Origin of the sequence: Aphanothece microscopica RSMan92 (genome assembly GCF_046613545.2) — a bacterium.
Classification (GTDB): domain Bacteria; phylum Cyanobacteriota; class Cyanobacteriia; order PCC-6307; family Cyanobiaceae; genus NIES-981.
In genome coordinates this window covers 14,408-34,561 of record NZ_JBKKKY020000012.1, presented here as the reverse complement: position 1 = coordinate 34,561, position 20,154 = coordinate 14,408, and the positions used below count along the sequence as shown (strand labels likewise).

The 20,154-nt window shown below is 68.6% G+C and carries 13 protein-coding genes and 1 pseudogene; 6 read left to right on the top strand and 8 right to left on the bottom strand.

Going from position 1 to position 20,154, the window contains the following annotated elements:
- Positions 1-72 precede the first annotated feature (72 nt).
- A complete protein-coding gene (locus ACLD7X_RS05260) occupies positions 73-1,734 on the top strand; it encodes an alpha-D-glucose phosphate-specific phosphoglucomutase (protein WP_411422494.1) in 1,662 nt (553 codons plus the stop codon).
- Between the two features lie 38 nt (positions 1,735-1,772).
- Here the strand turns inward: ACLD7X_RS05260 and ACLD7X_RS05255 are convergent, their stop codons facing one another.
- The 5 genes from ACLD7X_RS05255 to ACLD7X_RS05235 all read right to left on the bottom strand — a co-directional run bounded on the left by ACLD7X_RS05255 (position 1,773) and on the right by ACLD7X_RS05235 (position 11,220).
- Positions 1,773-5,036: an efflux RND transporter permease subunit gene (locus tag ACLD7X_RS05255; RefSeq protein WP_411422449.1), complete on the bottom strand. Its 3,264-nt coding sequence runs from the start codon at positions 5,034-5,036 to the stop codon at positions 1,773-1,775.
- A gap of 6 nt (positions 5,037-5,042) precedes the next feature.
- A complete protein-coding gene (locus ACLD7X_RS05250; RefSeq protein WP_412006976.1) occupies positions 5,043-6,251 on the bottom strand; it encodes an efflux RND transporter periplasmic adaptor subunit in 1,209 nt (402 codons plus the stop codon).
- 73 nt (positions 6,252-6,324) lie between these two features.
- Positions 6,325-6,621 (bottom strand): hypothetical protein, encoded by a 297-nt coding sequence (locus ACLD7X_RS05245; RefSeq protein WP_412006975.1) that lies wholly within the window; start codon positions 6,619-6,621, stop codon positions 6,325-6,327.
- Positions 6,622-6,674: 53 nt separating this feature from the next.
- The gene (locus ACLD7X_RS05240) at positions 6,675-10,100 is read right to left on the bottom strand and encodes an efflux RND transporter permease subunit (RefSeq protein WP_411422446.1); all 3,426 of its coding nucleotides are present in this window, start codon (positions 10,098-10,100) and stop codon (positions 6,675-6,677) included.
- 40 nt (positions 10,101-10,140) lie between these two features.
- Positions 10,141-11,220, bottom strand: coding sequence for an efflux RND transporter periplasmic adaptor subunit (locus tag ACLD7X_RS05235; protein WP_425625097.1), 1,080 nt, complete (start codon positions 11,218-11,220; stop codon positions 10,141-10,143).
- Positions 11,221-11,347: 127 nt separating this feature from the next.
- Between ACLD7X_RS05235 and ACLD7X_RS05230 the strand changes: the two genes are divergently transcribed.
- On the top strand, positions 11,348-13,567 hold the full coding sequence (locus ACLD7X_RS05230) for an AAA family ATPase (RefSeq protein ID WP_411422444.1): 2,220 nt from the start codon (positions 11,348-11,350) through the stop codon (positions 13,565-13,567).
- 103 nt (positions 13,568-13,670) lie between these two features.
- Here ACLD7X_RS05230 and ACLD7X_RS05225 read toward each other — a convergent pair whose 3' ends face one another.
- Positions 13,671-14,342 (bottom strand): alpha/beta hydrolase, encoded by a 672-nt coding sequence (locus ACLD7X_RS05225; RefSeq protein WP_411422443.1) that lies wholly within the window; start codon positions 14,340-14,342, stop codon positions 13,671-13,673.
- A gap of 255 nt (positions 14,343-14,597) precedes the next feature.
- Here ACLD7X_RS05225 and bcp point away from each other — a divergent pair, with 255 nt between their 5' ends.
- Positions 14,598-15,065 (top strand): thioredoxin-dependent thiol peroxidase, encoded by a 468-nt coding sequence (bcp, locus tag ACLD7X_RS05220; protein ID WP_411422442.1) that lies wholly within the window; start codon positions 14,598-14,600, stop codon positions 15,063-15,065.
- Here bcp and ACLD7X_RS05215 read toward each other — a convergent pair.
- Positions 15,043-15,792, bottom strand: coding sequence for a type III pantothenate kinase (locus tag ACLD7X_RS05215; RefSeq protein ID WP_411422441.1), 750 nt, complete (start codon positions 15,790-15,792; stop codon positions 15,043-15,045). The two genes, bcp and ACLD7X_RS05215, sit on opposite strands and share 23 nt — an antisense overlap.
- Positions 15,779-16,546: a phosphoadenylyl-sulfate reductase gene (locus ACLD7X_RS05210; protein ID WP_411422440.1), complete on the bottom strand. Its 768-nt coding sequence runs from the start codon at positions 16,544-16,546 to the stop codon at positions 15,779-15,781. The genes ACLD7X_RS05215 and ACLD7X_RS05210 overlap by 14 nt, the downstream gene beginning before the upstream one ends.
- Positions 16,547-16,629: 83 nt before the next feature.
- Here ACLD7X_RS05210 and ACLD7X_RS05205 point away from each other — a divergent pair, with 83 nt between their 5' ends.
- The 3 genes and pseudogenes from ACLD7X_RS05205 to hflX all read left to right on the top strand — a co-directional run.
- Positions 16,630-17,805 (top strand): NAD(P)/FAD-dependent oxidoreductase, encoded by a 1,176-nt coding sequence (locus tag ACLD7X_RS05205; RefSeq protein ID WP_411422439.1) that lies wholly within the window; start codon positions 16,630-16,632, stop codon positions 17,803-17,805.
- Positions 17,802-18,455, top strand: a complete 654-nt coding sequence (locus tag ACLD7X_RS05200) for an HAD-IA family hydrolase (protein WP_411422438.1) — start codon at positions 17,802-17,804, stop codon at positions 18,453-18,455. Before ACLD7X_RS05205 ends, ACLD7X_RS05200 begins: the two co-directional genes overlap by 4 nt.
- 8 nt (positions 18,456-18,463) lie before the next feature.
- Positions 18,464-20,083 (top strand): annotated as a pseudogene (gene hflX / locus ACLD7X_RS05195) (GTPase HflX); the annotation flags it as partial.
- Positions 20,084-20,154: the final 71 nt, after the last annotated feature.

Sequence of the window (20,154 nt, the reverse complement as noted above, 5' to 3'; positions counted from 1 at the left end):
CGGCCTCTGCGGAGGGGGTGCCCCTGGGACGAGGGCTAGCTTGGTGCCCCCGGGATGCGCAGCCCCATGGCCATGAACGTTCGGCAGGTTTCTCTGAGCCAGCCGTTCAGCGACCAGAAACCGGGCACCTCGGGGCTGCGCAAGAGCTCCCGCCAGTTCCAGACCCCGGATTACCTCGAGAGCTTCATCGAGGCGATCTTCCGGGTGCTGCCGGGCGTGGTGGGGGGAACCCTGGTGGTCGGGGGCGATGGGCGCTATGGCAACCGCCAGGCCATCGAGGTGATCTGCCGCATGGCCGCCGCCCATGGCGTGGGCAGGATCATCACCACCACGGGAGGGATTCTGTCCACCCCGGCCACGTCCCACCTGATCCGCCAGCGGCAGGCCATCGGTGGCATCATCCTCTCGGCCAGCCACAATCCGGGCGGTCCGGAGGGGGACTTCGGCGTCAAGGTGAACGGCGCCAACGGCGGACCCGCCCCCGAGTCGATCACCGACGCGATCTACGCGGTGACCCAGGGGCTGGAGGGCTACCGCATTGCCGAACCGGAAGGTGATGCCGGTGATTCGGACGGGGCGGCCCGCCGGCTGGAGGCCCCCGGCAGCTGGAGCCTGGGCTCCCTGGTGGTGGAGGTGATCGATGGCGTCGAGGACTATGTGGCGTTGATGCAGCGCCTGTTCGATTTCGACGCCATCGCCGGGCTGCTCCAGGACGACTTCCCCATGGCCTTCGACGCCATGCATGCGGTCACCGGTCCCTACGCCCAGCGGATCTTCGAACAGCTGCTCGGCGCCCCGGCGGGCACCGTCCGCAACGGGATCCCGCTCGAGGACTTCGGCGGTGGTCACCCTGACCCCAACCTGACCTATGCCCACGAGCTGGCGGACCTGCTGCTCAGCGGCGATGCCTACCGCTTCGGGGCGGCCTGTGACGGAGACGGGGACCGCAACATGGTGCTGGGCACGGGCTGCTTCGTGAATCCCAGCGACAGCCTGGCCGTGCTCACGGCCAACGCCACCCTGGCGCCGGGCTATGCCGATGGGCTGGTCGGCGTGGCCCGCTCCATGCCCACCAGCGCGGCCGCCGATGTGGTGGCCAAGGAGCTGGGCATCGCCTGCTACGAGACGCCCACCGGCTGGAAATTCTTCGGCAACCTGCTCGATGCCGGGCGGATCACCCTCTGTGGCGAGGAGAGCTTCGGCACCGGCAGCAACCACATCCGCGAAAAGGATGGTCTCTGGGCCGTGCTGTTCTGGCTGCAGATCCTGGCCCGGCGCCGCTGTTCGGTGGCCCGGATCATGGCGGAGCACTGGGGACGCTTCGGCCGGCACTACTACTCGCGCCACGACTACGAAGCCATCGCCAGCGACGCCGCCCGGGAGCTCTACGGGCGGGTCCGGGGCATGCTGCCGGCCCTGGTCGGCCAGGGCTTCGCCGGCCGCACGATCCGGCTGGCCGACGACTTCGCCTACACCGACCCGATCGACGCTTCGGTCAGCAGCGGCCAGGGGCTGCGCCTGCTCCTCGATGACGGCAGCCGCGTGGTGCTGCGTCTCTCCGGCACCGGCACCCAGGGGGCGACCCTGCGGGTCTATCTCGAGCGCTATGTCACCCCCACCGGCAACCTCAACCAGGATCCCCAGGCCGCGCTGGCCGATCTGATCACCGCGATCGATGGGCTGGCCGAGATCCGCAGCCGCACCGGCATGGAGCGGCCCACGGTGATCACCTGATCCCAGGGTGATCACCGGATCCCACAGCGATCACCTGATCAGCCCACTTCCGCACGCTCGGGGAGCCAGCGGGCCTCCAGGCCTTTGACGAGCACGTAGATGGGTGGCACCACCCCGAGCGAGAGCACGGTGGCCACGAGCAAGCCACCGAAGATCACCGTCCCGAGGGACTGCTGGCTGTTGGCCCCGGCGGTGCTGGCCAGCACCAGGGGCAGGAAGCCGGCCAGGGCCGCCATCGCCGTCATCAGGATGGGCCGCAACCGGGATTCGGCCGCGGCGGTGGCCGCCTCCACCACAGCCATGCCATCCCGGAGGTGCTGTTCCGCCACCTCCACGATCAGGATGCCGTTCTTGGCCGCCAGACCGATCAGGGTGACCAGGCCCACCTGGGCATAGATGTTGAGATCGATCGACCGGAGGGCGAGAAACACCAGGGCCCCCAGCATGGCCAGCGGCACGGTCAGCAGGATCACCAGCGGCGTGACTGTGCTCTCGTACTGGGCCGCCAGCACCAGATACACGACCAGCACCCCCAGGCCGAACACCAGCACGCTGGCACTGCCCGCAGACAGCTGAAGCGCCGCGATGCCTGTGAAGGCATCGCCGATGGTGTTGAAGTCGAGGCTGCGGAAGATCCGCTGGATCGCACTCAGGGCCTGCCCGGAACTCCTGCCGGCGGCCTCGGCTCCCTGCACCAGGATCGTGCGGTACAGGTTGTAGTGGCTGATCACCGGCGGTGCACTGCTGAGCTCCGCACGGGCAAAGGATGCGACCTGAACGAGCTCACCATCGCGGTTGCGCACGTAGTAGGCCAGCACGTCATCCAGGGTGTCCCGTCCCTTGGGCTCGGCCTGCACATAGATGTTGCGCACCTGGCCGCTCTCATAGGTGAGGCCGGAATAGTTGCCCCCCGCCAGCACCGCGATGGTCTGCATCGCCTCTCTGAAGTCGATGTTGAGGGCACCCATGACCGAACGGTCGATCTTGAGGCCGAACGCCGGAGCACTGGGGATGAACTGGGTGTAGAGGGTGGAGAACTCGCCACTCGCCTGGCCGGAGGCGACCAGCTTCCCGGCCAGATCATTCAGCTGGTTGAAGCTGAGCGCCCCACCGCTGAGGTCATTGAACTGGAAATAGAAGCCCCCCTGGGCGGAGAATCCGGGGATGGCGGGGGGCTGGGCCGCCACAGCCATGCCGCCGCTCAGGGTGGAGAGTTCCCGGTTCAGCCGTTGCACGATGGCGGGGGTGCGGTGCTCCACGCCGGAGCGTTCGGCCAGGGGGCGAAGCCCGAAGAAGAACACCCCCTGATCCGGACTGCTGCCGTTGAACCCCGAACCGCTGATGATGCCGGCGGTGGTGATGTCCTTGTCCTGGCGGAGCACCGCCGCGATCTGCTGCCCGAGCGCTGCGGTCTGGGTCAGGGAGGCTCCGTTCTGGAGCTGATAGATGCCCAGACCGTAGCCCTGATCTTCCTGGGGAATGAAGGCCGTCGGCAGGGCGGCAAAGGCGATGGCCGTCAGCACGATGCCGCCGGTCAGGCCGGCCAGGATCCAGCGGCGCCAGGCGATCAGCCGCCGGATCAGGCGGGCGTAGGTCTGCTGCAACCAGCCGAAACCGCGATTGAAGCGCTCGAAGATGGCACCGAGCTGACTGCCGGCAAGGCCGAACGCCAGCACCCCGCCGAGGTAGGCCCCGACGCCGAAGGATGCGGCGCTGAAGCGGCCAAAGGCCAGGCCCACCACAACGCCGGCGACACTCCAGCGCCAACCCTTCGGCGGCGGCGGCGGCTCGGTGCGGAGCACGAGGGCCGCCAGCATGGGCGAGAAGGTGAGGGCGTTGAAGGCGGAGATCGCGATCGAGAAGGCGATCGTGAGAGCGAACTGGCGGTAGATGATGCCGATGCCGCCGGGATAGAACGCCACCGGGACGAACACCGCCATCAGCACCAGCGCCGTGGCGATCAGGGCCCCGGTCAGCTCACCCATGCACGCCAGAGCGGCCTGGCGAGGAGGCATCCCCCGTTCGAGATTCTTGGCGACGGCTTCGATCACCACGATCGCGTCATCGACCACCAGGCCGGTGGCCAGCACCAGTCCCAGCAGGGTGAGCTGGTTGATCGAGAAGCCGAAGACCTTCACGAAGGCAAAGGTGCCGACCAGGGAGATCGGGATGGCCAGGGTGGGCACCACCGTGGTGCGCCAGTCCTGCAGAAACAGAAACAGGATCACCAGCACCAGCACGATGGCCAGGCCGAGGGCATCAATCACACCGTCGACTGCCGATTCGATGAACTGGCCGATGTTGTAGATCTGGTTGAGGCTGACCCCGGGAGGCAGCTGGCTGACGAAGTCATCCATCAGCGCCACCACCGCCTTGGACACCTGCAGGGCATTGCTCTCCGGTGTCTGGTAGACGCCGATGGTGATGGCCGGGTGGCCCGCGATGTCGACCCCCTGGGTGGTGAAGGAGTTGAAGCCGTACCTCGCCTCACCGACATCCTCCAGGCGCAGCAGATTGCCCTGGGGAGAGCGGCCGATGATCAGTCGGTTCAGCTGTTCAACGGAGACCAGATTGCCATTGTTCTCCACAAGAATCGGATAGGTGTAGCGCTGATCGCCCGCCGCCGGCGGACCTCCCACCAGCCCACCGACGGCCACGGTGTTCTGGCTCTGGATCGCCGACACCACCTGATCGGCACTGAGCTGGTTCGCCGTCAGGCGCAGCGGATCCACGAACAGCCAGAAGGCGGGATTGCTGCCCCCGAACAGGCTGACCTGGGCCACCCCAGGGATCCGCTCCAGCTGGTAATAGAGCTTCTGGAAGATGAGCCCATTGAGGTAGGCCGCATCAAAGTCTCCCTGCGCTGAAGAGAGCTGATACGCCAGCAGGATGGAGGGCGTCGTCTGCTTCACCGAGACACCGGTGCTCGACACCTGGCTGGGCAGCTGGGGCATCGCCAGGGAGACCCGGTTCTGCACATTCACCTGATCGATGTTGATGTCCGTGTCCTGCTCAAAGAACACGTTGACCGTGCTCGTGCCGGTGTTGCTCGTCAGCGAGGCGATGTAGGCCGAGCCAGGCACACCATTGATCTGCTGCTCCAGGACGTTCGTCACCGCCTGCTCGGTGACCAGGGAGTTGGCCCCGCCGTAGGTGGCCGTCACCTGGATCTGGGGCGGTGCAATGTTGGGCAGGTTCTCGATCGGCAGGGTCGGGATGGCGATCAGCCCGGCCAGCACGATCAGGATGCTGCAGACCGCGGTGAGAACCGGCCGCCTGATGAATGGATCGGAGAGCGACATGGGGCCTCAGGTCCCCGGTGGGGCGACCTTCACCGGCATGCCGTTGCGCAGCAGGGCCGTGTTGCTGATCACCACCTGGTCGCCCGGCTGGAGTCCCGAGAGCAACGGATAGCGGTTGCCCTCCAGCCGGCCCAACCTCACGGGGGACTGAACCACGATGGGGGTGGCCGGCGGGAGTTCGGCGAGTCTGGCCTTCTGGGCAGCGGAGATCTGCTCGGCGGCGCGGGCATTCGCCAGGACCGAGCGCAGCGGCACAACCCGATAGACGAACGGTTGCTGGGCCTGCAGCATCACGGCCTCCACCGGCACGGAGAGCTGGCGGCTGGACCCCGTGAGAATCCGGTTGCTGACGAACTGACCGGTCTTGAGCTGGCCCGTCAGGTTCGGAAACTCAGCCTTCACCAACACCGTGTTCGGGGCCGAACTGTCGCCGCTGAGGCCGTAATAGGGGGAGATGAACACCACCTTGCCCGTGCCGCTGACGGGCGGATCGCCCAGGGAGCGCAGGGCCACCGGCTGGCCCAGCCTCACCTGGCCGGCCTGCGTCGCCGGCACATCCATCAGGGTCCAGAGAGCCGTGTTGTCGACAATGCCGGTGATGGCCTGGCCCTGGCGCACGTAGTCGCCGAGCTTGACGGTGTCGAGGTCTCCGATGAACCCCTGGATCGGGGCCCGCACGACCTTGTAACCGAGGTCCGCAGCCTTGGCCCGGGCCCTGTCACGGCTCTCGATGGCCTGGGTGACGTAGAAGTCGCGATCCTTGGTGGAAACAGCGCCCTGCTGGTTCAGAAAGATGTAGCGCTGGGCATTGACGTGATCCTTGCGGGCCTCTGCCTGGCTGGCATCGAGGGCCGCGGCCTCCTGCACGTTGTCGAGGACGAGGATCGGCTGACCGGCCGTCACCGCCTGGCCCTCGCGGGCCAGAATCTTCACGACCCGTCCATCCGCCTCCGGGCGCAGGGCCACATCAGCCGTGGAGGAGACCCGGCTGATCACCTCGATCGACGGCGTGAAGGTTGCCTCCTCGAGGCTCGCCACCTGAACGTCGAGGGCAGGACGATGGGCCTGGGGCTGGCGGGCCGCGGTGCAGCCGGTGACGGCGAGGCCGCTCCCGCCGCAGCCGGCCGCGGCCAGCAGCGCCGGGAGGACCTGGCGGAACAGCCCGGTGAACCAGCCGGATCTCTCAGGGGCGAGGGCGGGAGCGGGAGGGACCATCCTGGGGGCCAGCACGGGCATCCTTCGGAGCCAACCTAACGACCACCACCGGGCCTGTCCTCCCCGGCCGGACTCAGCGCTTCAGGCGGCTGCGGCGGTGATAGGCCGGATCGGGATTCGAGGCCTGCAACTGCCGCATCGCCTCGATCGCCAAGCCGCAGAGCCCACCTGCTGCGGCCACCAGGCGGCGCAACCAGCGCAGCTCGACCGGATCGATGTCATTGGGGGTGTTGGCGACGATCGACTCGAGGAAGATGCCGATGCACCAGCCGATCGCCAGGCCGACGAGCAGCGCGAGCACCACCTTGCGCCCGTTCATCGGCCTGGGGGAGGGTGGTTGCGACTCCTGCTGGGGACCGGGGGCTGTCATGGCGAAGACGTGCAGATGGTGGGCAGGAGCCGAGGCAGGAAAGTGATCAGCACTCACCCCCCTGCCGATTCAGGGCCGGGGGTCGCCACTTCAGCCTTGCCACCCATCAGGGACTTGACCACCACATAGAACACCGGCACCACCAGCAGCGAAAGCACGGTGGCCACCAGCAGGCCCCCGAACACCACGGTGCCCAGGGAAGCCTGGCTGCGGGCGCCGGCGCCGCTGGCCAGGACCAGCGGCAGGAAGCCGAACAGGGAGGAGATGGCCGTCATGATGATCGGCCGCAGGCGCGAGCGGGCCGCCTCCCGGGCGGCCTCGATGGCAGTGGCCCCGGCCGCCATGCGCTGGTTGGCCAGATCGACGATGAGGATGCCGTTCTTGGCGGCCAGACCGATCAGCATCACCAGACCAACCTGGGCATAGATGTTGAGCACCTCACCCCGGATCCCGAGGAACACCAGGGCGCCCAGCATGGCGGTGGGCACCGTCATCAGGATGATCAGCGGGTCGGCGTAGCTCTCGTACTGGGCGGCCAGCACCATGTAGACCACCAGGATGCCGAGAGCGAAGATCACCACGGCCAGGGAGCCGGCCTTGACCTCCTCGCGGGAGATGCCGGTCCAGTCGAAGCCCAGGCCCTGGATCGACTGGGCCTCGAAAATCCGGCGCATGGCGTTGATGGCCTGGCCGGAACTGTTGCCCGCAGCTGGTTCTCCCTCGATCTTGATCGAGCGGTAGAGATTGAAGTGGGGCACCACATTGGGGCCTTCGATCGACCGCACGCTGAAGAACTCCGAGAGCGGGATCTGATCGCCCTTGCTGTTGCTGACGTAAAGAGCCTTGAGGCGCTCAGGTGTGGCTCGGCTGGACTCGTCAGCTTGCACAAAAACGCGCCTCACCTTGCCTTCCTGGAACGTGTCGTTCACGTAGAGACCACCGAAGTTGATGCTGAAGGAACGCATCGCGGCACCGAAATCCACGCCCAGAGAGGCCAGCCGATCCCGGTCCACGTCGATCGCCAGCTGGGGGGCCGACGGGGAGAACTGCGTGCGCACCGGCGGGGTGCGGCCGAACAGCGGATCGGTGTTGGCCGCGCGGATGATCTGCCCGGAAGACTCGAAGAATTCCGGCAGGTCATAGCGGCCGCCACTGCGATCGAGCAGCTGGAACTCGAAGCCGCCCGACTGCCCATAGCCAGGGATGGCCGGAGGCTCGATCACCACCACCCGGGCCTCCTGGATCTCCGAGGCGAAACGTCGGTTGAGGCGCTGCACGATCGCGCCCACCTCCTGGTCCCGTGATGCACGGTCATCCCAGTGACGGGTACCGAAGAAGAAGAGCCCCTTGTTCGGTGCGTTGCCATCGAAGCTGGCTCCGCTGAACAAGGATGCCGCGGTGATGTCCTTCTCGTCCCTGAGGATGGCGCCCACCTTGTCGTTGATCCGTTGGGTCACCTGAATCGATCCGCCATCCGGCGCCTGAACGATGCCGAGGGCATACCCCTGATCCTCGATGGGCACAAACCCCCCGGGGATGGCACTGAAGGCCACGCCGGTCAGCAGGATGCCCCCGGCCAGCACCGCCATCACAAGGGCTCTGTGGCGGAGCACCCACTCCAACAGGCCGTGATAGCCCCCCTCCAACCGGCCGTAGAAGGTATTGAAGCGGCGAAAGATCAGCGGCGTGAACCACCCGGCGGCAATCCCGAGGGCGGTGAACAGGAGCACGGGGATCGGGCGTTCCACGCCCGCCAGCAGCAGGCCGCTGACGGCACCACCGATCACAAAGGGCAGACGCAGGGGAAGCCCCGTGACCAACTTCGCCCCATACCCCACCAACAGCCCGATCGCCACGGCCATGAGGGTGCCGACCACTCCACTGCCTGCCGACAGCACGCCATAGACGAAACCGATCGCGCCTCCGGCGATGGCATAGGTGCGGCGCGAGGGGGGTTCGCTCTGATTGGCCAGCAGCAGGGCTGACAGCATCGGCGAGAAGGTCAGCGCGTTGAAGGTGGAAATGGCCACGGAAAAGATGATGGTGGCGGCGAACTGCTTGTAGATCGTGCCGGTGGCCCCAGGGAAGAAGAGCACCGGCAGAAACACGGCAAACAACACCACCGAGGTGGCGATCACGGCGCTGAACAGCTCATCCATGGTGCCGCTGGCGGCCTCCACCGCCGTGAGGCCCTCGGCCTTCTTGCTGGAGGTGTCTTCAATCACCGTGATCGCGTCATCCACCACCAGGCCCGTGGCCAGAATCAGCCCGAACAGGGTGAGCTGGTTGAGGGAGAAGCCGAACGCATTGACCAGGGCAAAGGTGCCGACGAGGGCCACCGGAATGGCGATGCCAGGCACCAGGGTGGCCTTCCAGTCCTGGAGAAACAGAAACAGGATCAGCACCACCAGCATCACGGCGTCCCGCAGGGAACCGAGCACCCCCTTGATGGAGGCATTGATGAAGTCGGTGCTGTCGTAGATCTTCTCCATCTTCAGACCCACGGGCATGACGGCCTGAAAGTCGTCGAGCACCTTCTTGATGCCTTTTGAGGTCTCCAGAGCATTGGTGCCACTGAGCTGATACACGGCCATGCCGACCGAGGGCACCCCCCGGATGTCCGTGGCACTGAGGGCATAGTTCTCCCCCCCCAGCGAGGCCTTGCCCACATCCCGCAGGCGCACGATGCTGCCCTCGGGAGTGTTGCGGATGATCAGATCGTTGAACTCCTCTTCACTGACCAGTCGCCCCTGCAGCTGCACGGTGAAGGTGAACTGCTGCCCCTCAGGAGCCGGTTCCCCACCCACCTGACCCGCCGGGACCAGGCGATTCTGGCTGGTCAGGGCCGACACCACATCATTGGAGCTGAGCGAGAACGCGGCGAGCTTGTCGGGATCGAGCCAGAGGCGAAAGGCCAACTTGCGTTCGCCGAAATAGGTGAGATCGCCCACCCCGGGCACCCGCTTGATGGCATCGGTGAGGTTCTGATCGAGCAGGCCGCTGATCGTTTCAGCCGAATAGGTGACCTTCTCGGGATCCTCACTGACAAAGTTGTAAACCAGGAGAATATTGTTCGAAGCCTTGTTCACCACCACCCCGGCCTGTCTCACCTCGTCCGGCAGGGAGGGGTTGGCGAGGGAAACCCTGTTCTGGACATTGACCTGATTGATATCGCCATCGGTGCCGCTCGCAAACGACACAGTGATTTCACTACGCCCATCAGCCGAGCTGCTGGACGTGATGTAATCCATATTCTCCACACCGTTGATCTGCTGCTCCAGAACGTTCGTGACGCCCTGCTCCACCGTGATGGCATCGGCGCCGCCATAGAGCGCACTCACGTTGACCGTGGGTGGGGCGATATCCGGCAGGTTCTCAACCGGGAGCAGGGGAATCGAGATCAACCCTGCAATCACAATGATCAGGCTGCACACCGTGGTGAGCACAGGCCTGACGATGAACTTGTTGGAAGGAGACACAGGCGGAGTTGGACGGGGCCGGCAGGTGCTTGGAACAGACTCAGTTGACCTTCACCGCCGTGCCGTGCCGAAGGTTCAGCAGGTTGGTGGTGATCACCTGGCTGCCGGGAGAGATCCCCTCCAGAACGGCGTAGCGGTTGTTCTGGAGCGGACCGAGCTTCACCGGGGTCTGCAGGGCGAAGCGGGTGCCCGCCGGCAGCAGACTCAGCTGCTCCAGGGGCGCCTTGCCCGGCTGACGGCGCAGCTCCTCCAGGGTGCCCAGTCGGTACACGAAGCTCTGTCCCGAGGTCTGGGTCACGGCGGCGAACGGCACGGCCGGCAGGGTCCGGCGATCGAGCTCGACCACGCTCTGAAGCCGCAGTCCGGTGCGCAGCAGGCCGTTGGGGTTGGGCAATTCCGCCTTCACCAGCAGTCCCTGACTGTCGGGCGTGACGTTGGGGTCGACGAAATCGATGGTTCCCCTGGCCAGGGTGCCGCTGGCATCCGGCTTGCGCACGGTGACGGGCTGGCCCAGACGAACCCGCTCGGAATGAACCGCCGGAATGTCGATGCGCATCAGCAGGCGATCGTTGCGGATCACCTTGGTGAAGGGGGAACCGGCCTGGACCACATCCCCCTGCTTCACCGTGAGGTCACCGACCACACCGGCGATGGGAGCCCGGAGGTTGCTGAAGGCCAGATCGGCCTCCCGGGCCTTCACATCCTGGTTGGCCTGCAGGCACCGGGCCCGGAAACTGTCGCGCTGCAGCACGCTGGCCGCGCCCTTGGCCGCGAGGAAATCGAAGCGGCGGAAGTCGATGCACACGTTGTCGCGCCCCTCCCGGGTGCTCGCCAGATCCGCCCGCTGCTGGGTCTGATCGAGCTGGAGCAGCAACTGGCCCTTGGTCACCAGCTGGCCCTCCCGCACCAGCAGGCGGTCGATCCGGCCCGCAGTGCGGGTGGCCAGGGACACCTCCTCCAGCGCCTCGAGGGTGCCGATCGTGTCGACGATGTCCTGGAAGGACGCGGTCTCCACCGGAGCGGTGCTCACCGACACCACCCGAGGCAGGGGCGGCGGCATCTTGGCGCAGGCGGACAGGAGCACCCCCCCACCCACCAGGGTGAGGACCGCCCCTGCCATGGCCTTGTGCTGATTCAGCACGGAGTTCCCGTTTCGCTCCGCGCAGTCTGGGGGCTGGCTTCTCCGAACGCCACGGGCTGAGGAAGGCATCAGGATCGTCCACAACGGGCGACGGCGGAGCCAACCCTTGGCCGATCTGTTCAGCCATCACGGAGAGCAGCGGCGCCAGGCCCAGGCCCCCCTGGCCGATCGGCTGCGGCCACGCAGCCTCGAGGATTTCGTGGGGCAGGAGGCGATCCTGGGTCCAGGTCGGCTCCTGCGCCGGGCCATCGCGGCGGACCGGGTGGGCAACCTGATCCTGCACGGCCCCCCCGGCACGGGCAAGACCACCCTGGCGCGCATCATCGCCGGCAGCACCCGAGCGCACTTCACGAGCCTGAACGCCGTGCTGGCGGGGGTGAAGGACCTGCGCATCGCCGTGGAGGAGGCCAGGCAGCGCCTCGATCACCACGGTCTGCGCACCCTGCTGTTCATCGACGAGGTGCACCGGTTCAATGCCGCCCAGCAGGATGCCCTGCTTCCCTGGGTGGAGAACGGCACGGTCACCCTGATCGGCGCCACCACCGAAAACCCTTACTTCGAAGTCAACAAGGCCCTGGTGAGCCGCTCCAGGCTGTTCCGGCTGCAGCCTCTGGAAACGCACCACCTCCACCAGCTGCTGGAGCGGGCCCTGACGGATCGCGCCTGGGGTTACGGGGAGCGGCAGGTCCAGATGGCGGCCGAGGCGGCCGACCACCTGGTGGATGTGGCAGGGGGTGACGCCCGCAGCCTGCTGAATGCCCTGGAACTGGCCGTGGAGACCAGCGACCCCGATAGCGCCGGGGTGATCCACATCGATCTGGCCATCGCCGAGGAGTCGATCCAGCAGCGGGCCGTGCTCTACGACAAGCAGGGGGACGCCCACTTCGACACGATCAGTGCCTTCATCAAATCGCTGCGGGGCAGCGACCCCGATGCCGCCCTGTTCTGGCTGGCCCGGATGGTGGAGGCCGGCGAGAACCCCCGCTTCATCTTCCGACGGATGCTGATCGCCGCCGGCGAAGACATCGGCCTGGCCGACCCCCAGGCCATCGTGGTGGTGGAGGCCTGTGCGGCCGCCTTCGAGCGGGTCGGGCTGCCGGAGGGCCTCTACCCGCTGGCCCAGGCCACGCTCTACCTGGCGGGAGCCGAGAAGAGCAACAGCGTGCTGGGGTTCTTCGACGCCCTCAGGACCGTGCACCAGGCCAGCCGGCAGCAGGTGCCCTCGCACCTGCGCGATGCCAGCCGTGATGGCAAGGCCTTCGGCGACGGTGTCGGCTACCGCTACCCCCATGCCTACGCCGAGCACTGGGTGGCCCAGCAGTACCTGCCGGCCAGCCTGCAGGGGGAAGTGTTCTGGCAGCCCGGAGCGCTGGGCTGGGAAGGGCAGCTGCGCACCCGACTGCAGCAACGCCGGGCCGCCCAGCTGGCGGCCGCCGCCGAGACCGCCGCCGAGCAGGGGGAGATTCTCAGCGGCAGCCCGGACGATCCCCAGCTGGAGCGCTGGCTGCAGCGCCAGGCCGTCGCCGAGGGAGCCCGGCTCGATCAGCTGCGTCAGCGCCTGTGGGCTGGCGCCCGCTGGCAGCGCCACGACCGCGTCCTGGTGCTGGAGGCCCAGTCTCTGCTCTGGGCCCTGGACCCCCTGGAGGCCACGCCGGAGGGTGGGGTGGTGGTCACGGTCGCCAGTCCGGCGGAGCGGGACCGGCTGGCCGCCCAGCTGGAGGTTCTCGACACCCTGCGGCGGCCCGAGATTCTGGTGGTCCCCCCGCACGAGCCCTCCAGCCTGCTGGCCGCCCTTGGCGAGGAGGGCAGCGGACGGTTCGAGTGGATCGCGGCGCGCCATCCCTGGCGGGGTCTGCCGGAACGGGCCGTGGCGGCGTGGATCGCGGCGCTGGTGCCGCTGTTGAGCCCGCACGGTCAGTGGCGGCTGCTGTTCAGCCATCCGCAGCTGGGGCCGGCCGGGGCCCTGCAGCAGGCCTGGGGCGGCCCGCTGCCACCCCCCGAGGCGCTGAACGCCGTGGCGGAGGCCGAGCGTGCGGCGCTGCAGCGCCGCGAAGCACCGTTGCGGGCGGTGCAGCGGTTGCTGCCCCCGGTGGGGGAGGGCTCCGCGTCGGGGCCGGACGAGTGGACGGAGCTCCTGCAGATGACCCTGGATGGGGCCCTGCTGGAGCGCTGGCTGAATCCGGCCAGCCGCTACCGGCAGGAGCTGGGCGAGGCTGGAGCTGCCTCGCCAGGCGATGGGGCCGTGGCCGCCGTGGCCGAACTGCTCCGGGCACGGAGCGGGCAGCAGTTTCCCCTGCCGGTGAGGCACACCCTGCTCCGGAGCTGAGCCGTGCCCGTCACGGCTGGGCCAGGGGGGCCTGGAGGCTCCGGCAGGGCATGAAAAAAGCCCCGGGATTCCCCGGGGCTGGAGGCTGGCGGAACCGTGCCGCTCACCAGAGTCCGCGGATGACCTCGGGCTGGGCCATCGGGGCCGGGGCCGGGGCGGAGCGGACCTCAGCCACGGGATCGCTCATCTGATTGGCCTGGATGCAGGCGGGCAGGAAGACGTACCAGGAGAGGAGCGAGGTGCACTGAGCGTCGCCCTGGCAGCGCCCCTCGGCGCAGACGTTCTGGGCACCGGTGTAGGTGTTGCAGAAATCCGCCAGGCGCATGTCGGTGGGGAGGGCCGCCATGATCCCGGCTGAGGAGATCTGGCCATCCCGGGCATCCATGATGATGGCCGAACGCAGCGCCTGAACGGCGTAGGTGTTCATGCTCCAGTAGGGGAAATAGCTGGAGGACTGGTTCTTGAGAAACTTGACGCCCTCGTCGGAGTAGAGGAAGCGGGTAACACCCGTCAGATCGACGTCGTAGGTCTTGTTCATCCCTTCACGCACCTCGTCGGCCGTCCAGCCGGAGCCGTTGAGGCCACCCTGAAGGCCACGATCGGTCACGGCGCCCGATTCGAGGAAGGTGTCGAAGGCACCCTGGTTGGTGGACCACACGGCACCACCACTGTTCCAACGGACGGGGAGGTCGTTATCGACGGCAGCCGAGGCGGGCAGGGCGGTCGAGGAGAGAGCCGCACCAACGAACAGGCCGGCCAGCAGGCGCTTGATCACGGGAATTGAAGTTCACTTCAATCTCAAAGTAGCCATCGGGTGCACCATGACCCTGAACAGGCAAGTCGTGTCAACAAATCGAAACCAAATCGCCAGACTTTCTTCCGCATCCTGCCCTGAACTTCCCGATCGCGTCTATCCCTGAGACGGCCACTGTGTGGGACTCGCGAATCTCCCGCGTCTCAGGCGTGACTGCCGTTGCGGCGGGGGGGCGCAGCAACCCGTAGGCTCCGCCAGGTGTTGCGACAGGACGTCATGGCTCTGCAGATCGGCGACCCCGCCCCTGACTTCAGCCTTCCCGACCAGGATGGGCATCCCGTCAACCTGTCGGACCTGCAGGGCCAGCGGGTGGTCATCTACTTCTATCCCAAGGACGACACGCCAGGCTGCACCAAGGAGGCCTGCAACTTCCGCGACCAGTGGGACGCCTTCACCCGCCACGGCATCCGGGTGCTCGGCATCAGCAAGGACGGCGGCGCCAGCCACGCCAAGTTCATCGCCAAGTACGACCTGCCCTTCACCCTGCTCACCGACGCCGAGCCCTGCCCGGTGGCCAGCGCCTACGGGAGCTACGGCCTCAAGAAGTTCATGGGTCGCGAGTACATGGGGATGATGCGCCACACCTTCGTGGTGGATGCGGCAGGCAGGCTCGAGCGGATCTACACCACGGTGAAGGCCGAGTCGATGGCCGACACGATCCTCAGCGACCTCGCTCTGGCCTGAGCCCAGCCAGGGCCCGCAGGGCCAGCTGGCCGTCGCAGGGTTGGCCCAGCAGGGCCCCCAGGGCCGGACCGTCCCCCCCGGTGATCCAGAGCCCACACCGCCGATCCACCTGAAGGGCCTCCTGCCAGGCCGCCTGCACGGCCGCGGCCAGCCCGCGAAGCACCCCGGTCCGGAGCGCCTCGGCGGTGCGCTCCGGCCAGGGCTCGCCGTCCAGGGGGCCGTTCAGCGGGATGGCGGGGAGACCGACGGTGCCCTCCGCCAGGGCTCGCCACTGCAGGGCCGCCCCCGCCAGCAGCCGCCCCCCGGCGAAACGTCCGGCCCCGTCCACCCGGGTCAGGCTCAGGGCGGTGCCGGCATCCGCCACCAGCACGGGCCCCTGGCTGTCGGACCAGGCCTGCCAGCCCACCAGAGCCCGATCGATGCCCAGCCAGGGGGGCAGATTGCCCAGGGGAACGTGCTCCAGGGTCAGGCGGGTCCTGGGATCGAGGCCGCTGGCGGCGACCCCGGGGCCCACGGCGGCCCAGGCCGTGATCCAGCCCGTGATCGGATCGGCCATGCCGGCTCCGGAGGGAGGCGGGGCTGGAGGCGGGGCCTTGGGTGGGGTTGCAGCCGGTGGTGGTTCACTCCAGCAGCGCAGCCGCTCGGCTCCCCCCTCGGCCCAGTGCCAGCGGCTGTTGCCGATCAGCAGCCAGCGACCCGCCGGCTCGGGCCCCTCAGATGCCTTCACCCATCAGGCCCGGCAGATGGATGCCGCACTCCTGCTTGAGCCCGCCGAAACGGGTGGCGCGTCCATTGAGCGTCCCGTCGTCGGGACCACTGGAATGCCAGTCGCCGACGGTGGAGTACCCCTGGGCGAAGAGGGGATGCTGGGGCAGCTGGTGCTCGTCCATGTAGTAATAGACGTCGCGGTTGGTCCAGCTGAGCAGGGGGCGCAGGGCCCAGCGGTCCCGTACCGCTTCCAGCACGGGCATGGCGCGGCGATGGTCGGTCTGGGAGCCACGCACCCCACTGGCCCAGCAGGTCACGCGCAGGTCGCGCAGGGCCCGGTCGAGCGGCTCCACCTTGCGGATGCGGTGGTAGAGCTCCAGATGTTCCACCTTGCCGGTCTCCCAGAGCCGGCCATGCAGGGCCTCCATCCGTGCGGGGCTGAGCCTGGCCTGGGCGACATGGGGCTCGACGCCCAACAGGGCGGAGAGCTGCTCGGCGTACTGGTAGGTCTCCGGGGGCAGGTATCCGGTATCCACCCAGATCACGGGCACGGCGCTGCCGGTCCGCCGGCCCAGTTCACTCACCATGTGCAGGAGCACGGCGGACTGGATGCCGAAGCTGGTGGTGATCGCGAAGCCGTCACCGAAGGTGTCGAGGGCCCAGCCCAGCTGCTCCTGGGGGCCGAGGCCCTCCAGCTCACGGCGCGCGGCCTCCAGCACCAAGGGCTGGCCGCTGCGGTCGGTGGGCAGGTTGAGGGCCTGGGTCGTCACCATCGATCCATCATCACCTCTTGGTCGGGCCCCTGGTTAGGGTTCGGATCCGCGTGTGGGCGCCCCCCTACAGAGCCATGTCGGCCATGACGGATCCAGCGCTGCCGTCGTCCGCACCGATCGTGATCGTGGGCGGCGGTTTCGGCGGCCTCTACACCGCCCTGGCCCTGGCTGAACGGCGCCAGCCGGCCCCGATCCTGCTGGTGGAACCCCAGGAGCGCTTCCTCTTTCTTCCCCTGCTCTATGAGCTGCTCAGCTCGGAACTGAGACGCTGGGAGATCGCGCCCCGTTACGACGCTCTCCTGGCGGGCAAGGGCATCGCCTGGCTGCGCGATCGCGTCGTGCACATCGACGGCCGCACGCGGCAGTTCACCACCGCGGGCGGCCGCACCCTCCCCTTCCGTGAACTGGTGGTGGCCTGTGGCGCCGCCACCAGCAGCTTCGGCATCCCGGGGGTCGTGGAACACAGCCTGGGCTTCCGCACCCTGGCCGATGTGGAGCGGCTGCAGCAGCTGGTGACAACCCTGCGCGACCAGCGACGGCCGCTGCAGCGGCTCGCGGTCGTGGGCGCCGGGCCCAGCGGCGTCGAGCTGGCCTGCAAGCTGACGGACCTGCTGGAGGGGGCCGCGGTGGTGGAGCTGATCGAACAGGGTCCCCAGCCCCTCCCCCTGGCCAGGGCGTTCAACCGGGAGCAGGCGATCCGGTCCCTCCAGGCCAGGGATGTGCGGCTGCGCACCGGCACCCGGGTGCGCGCGGTCGGCGCCGACCGGCTGCACCTGGATGGGCCCGCCGGTGCCGAAGAGGTGACTGTGGAGGCCGTGGTCTGGACGGCCGGCCTCGCCTTCCACCCCCCCAGCCTCGAGCCCCCGGCAGCCTGTGATCGGCGCGGACGGCTTCTGTGCGAGCCCACCCTGCGGCTGCAGGGCGCCGAGCACCTCTATGCCGTCGGTGACATCGCCGCCGTGGACCCCGGCGAGGGCCCCCTGCCCGCCACCGCCCAGGTCGCGTTTCAACAGGCTGCCTGCCTGGCCGACAATCTGGCGCGCGCTGCGGCGAACGAACCGCTGGCCCCGCTGGCGTTCCAGGATCTCGGCGAGATGATGAGCCTGGGCATCGGCGAGGCCAGCCTGGTGGGCGGCGGCCTCACCCTCGCCGGCAGTGCCGCCTTCCAGCTGCGCAGACTGGCCTACCTCACCCGCCTGCCCGGCCGGAGCCACCAACTGCGCGTCGCAGCCGGCTGGCTGGCCGACTGGCCGGCGTGAACCCCAGCATCCCCTCCCACCCGCGCCCCCGGGGCCTGCTGCTCGACGCCATGGGCACCCTGTTCGGGCTGCGTGAGCCCGTGGGCCGCACCTATGCCCGCTGGGCCGCCCGCCATGGCCTGACCCTGGAAGCCGGGCAGCTTGAGCAGGGATTCCGTACCGCCTACCGCACCGCACCGCCGCTGGCCTTCCCGGGCCTGGAGGGGCCCGCCCTGCATCAGGCCGAACTGGGCTGGTGGGCGGATCGCATCGCCGCCAGCCTGGCCGCGGCGGGGGCCGCCACCATGCCGTCGGGCCTGGCGTCGGAGCTGTTCGAGCACTTCGCCGACCCCGGACCCTGGCGGGTCTATCCCGAGGTGCCCGCCCGACTGGAACAGTGGCATCGGCAGGGCCTGCGGCTGGCGGTGGTCAGCAATTTCGACAGCCGTCTGCCAGCGCTGCTGGACCGCCTGGGCCTGGCCCGATGGTTCCGGGCCGTGGTGGTGTCCAGCAGCGCCGGGGCCGCCAAGCCCGACCCGGCTCCCTTCCGGCAGGCCCTGCAGCAGTTGGACCTGCCCGCGACGGCGGCCTGGCATGTGGGCGACAGCCCGGAGGATGTGGCAGGGGCCCGTGCGGCCGGACTTCCCTGTGTGCTGGTGAGGCGATCTTGAGGCAGGGTGTGCTGGCCGGACAGACGGCCGGGCTGCGGCCGGCGCAGCGGCGGCGCCTCGAACGGCTCTGCCACCGCCGCCACCCGGACACCACCGTGGCCGAGACGCTCTGCCTGCAGCGGCTGGCCGCCGAGAGCCGCGAGCTGGAGCTGCCCCTGAGCCTGGTGGTCGATGGCCGGGGGCTTGGTCGACTGCTCTGGATCGGTCCTTTGGAGCAGTCCGGCCGCCTGCTGGAGAAACTGCCGGGTTCCCAGCGCCGTCAGGGCTCGGACCTGCGGCTGCTGACCTGCTGCGGCCGCGAGAACCGGCTGGAGCCCTCCATCCAGGAAGGGGTCGTGGGGCTGGATCTCACCCCGCAGGTCTGGCTGCGCTTCACCGATCAGGCCGGGGCCGGGGGGCACTGGCCGGCACGCCTGCTGATCCGGAGCGGGGAGCAGGGCCACCCCTGGGCAGCGGTCAGCAGCGGTGACCTGGCCGACCTCTGCGCCAGCGACCCCCAGGCCCTGGCCCCAACCCAGGCCAGCGGCGGCCAGGAGCCTGCCGGAGAGGCCGCAGGACCGCAGAGCCGCGAGGCTGTCGAGCGCGTGCTGCTGCTGGTGCTCACGCCCGCGGACCGGGGTGAGGCCCAGCGGCAGATCGCCGAACTCGAGGGCCTGGTGCGCAGTGCGGGTGCCGTGCCCATGGGGGTCCTGCAGCAACGACGCCACCGCATGACCCCCCACACCCTCTGGGGCGAAGGAAAACTGGCCGAGGCGGCGATCGAGGCCCGGCGGCTCGGGGCAACCCTTGTGGTCACCGATCGGGAACTCTCGCCCCTGCAGGCCCGCAACCTGGAACGGCTGCTGGATCTGCCCGTCAGCGACCGCAGTGAACTGATTCTCGACATCTTTGCCCAGCGGGCTGCCAGTGCCGCCGGGCGCCTGCAGGTGGAACTGGCCCAGCTGCGCTACCGGCTTCCACGGCTCACCGGGCGTGGACGCAGCCTCTCCCGCCAGGGAGGCGGCATCGGCACCCGCGGTCCGGGAGAAACCCAGCTGGAGAAGGACCGCCGTGCCATCGCCCGACGCATCGAGCGCTTGCAGCGCGATCTGCGGCAGCTGGAAGCCCACCGCGCTCGCCTCCGCTCCGGCCGTCGCCCCATGCGGCGCCTCGCCCTGGTGGGCTACACCAATGCCGGCAAGAGCTCCCTGCTCAACAGGCTCACCCGGGCCGAGGGGCGCGGTGCGGTGCTGGCCGAGAACAAGCTCTTCGCCACCCTGGACCCCACCACCCGGCGCCTCACCCTGCCCATCCCAGGCACCGGCGAGACCACCGACCTGCTGCTGACCGACACGGTGGGCTTCATCCGCGACCTTCCCCCCCCGCTGGTGGAGGCCTTCCGCTCCACCCTGGAGGAGACCCTCGATGCCGATGGTCTGCTGGTGGTGGTGGACCTGAGTGATCCGGCCTGGCCGGAACAGCTCCGGACGGTGCACGCCATCCTGGACGGCCTGGGGGCCACCACAGCCCGCCGGCTCGTGGCCAACCAGATCGACCGCTGTGGGGCCCATGAGCTGGATCGGGCCCGCAGCTTCGACCGTGCGGCCCTGTTCGTCTCCGCCACGGAAGGGCTGGGACTCCGTCGTCTGCGGGAGGAGCTGGCCCTCTGGCCCCCCGGGGAGACTGAGGCGTTCAACCGTCCAGCGGCCTGGGAAGAAGC

What these genes read in the sequence shown, in the direction of transcription:
- ACLD7X_RS05205 (WP_411422439.1), top strand. Translation starts at nt 16,630, where the DNA reads ATGACGGATCCAGCGCTGCCGTCGTCCGCACCGATCGTGATCGTGGGC.
- ACLD7X_RS05235 (WP_425625097.1), bottom strand. Translation starts at nt 11,220, where the DNA reads ATGGCAGGGGCGGTCCTCACCCTGGTGGGTGGGGGGGTGCTCCTGTCC.
- ACLD7X_RS05255 (WP_411422449.1), bottom strand. Translation starts at nt 5,036, where the DNA reads ATGTCGCTCTCCGATCCATTCATCAGGCGGCCGGTTCTCACCGCGGTC.
- ACLD7X_RS05210 (WP_411422440.1), bottom strand. Translation starts at nt 16,546, where the DNA reads ATGGTGACGACCCAGGCCCTCAACCTGCCCACCGACCGCAGCGGCCAG.
- ACLD7X_RS05245 (WP_412006975.1), bottom strand. Translation starts at nt 6,621, where the DNA reads ATGACAGCCCCCGGTCCCCAGCAGGAGTCGCAACCACCCTCCCCCAGG.
- ACLD7X_RS05250 (WP_412006976.1), bottom strand. Translation starts at nt 6,251, where the DNA reads ATGGTCCCTCCCGCTCCCGCCCTCGCCCCTGAGAGATCCGGCTGGTTC.
- bcp (WP_411422442.1), top strand. Translation starts at nt 14,598, where the DNA reads ATGGCTCTGCAGATCGGCGACCCCGCCCCTGACTTCAGCCTTCCCGAC.
- ACLD7X_RS05260 (WP_411422494.1), top strand. Translation starts at nt 73, where the DNA reads ATGAACGTTCGGCAGGTTTCTCTGAGCCAGCCGTTCAGCGACCAGAAA.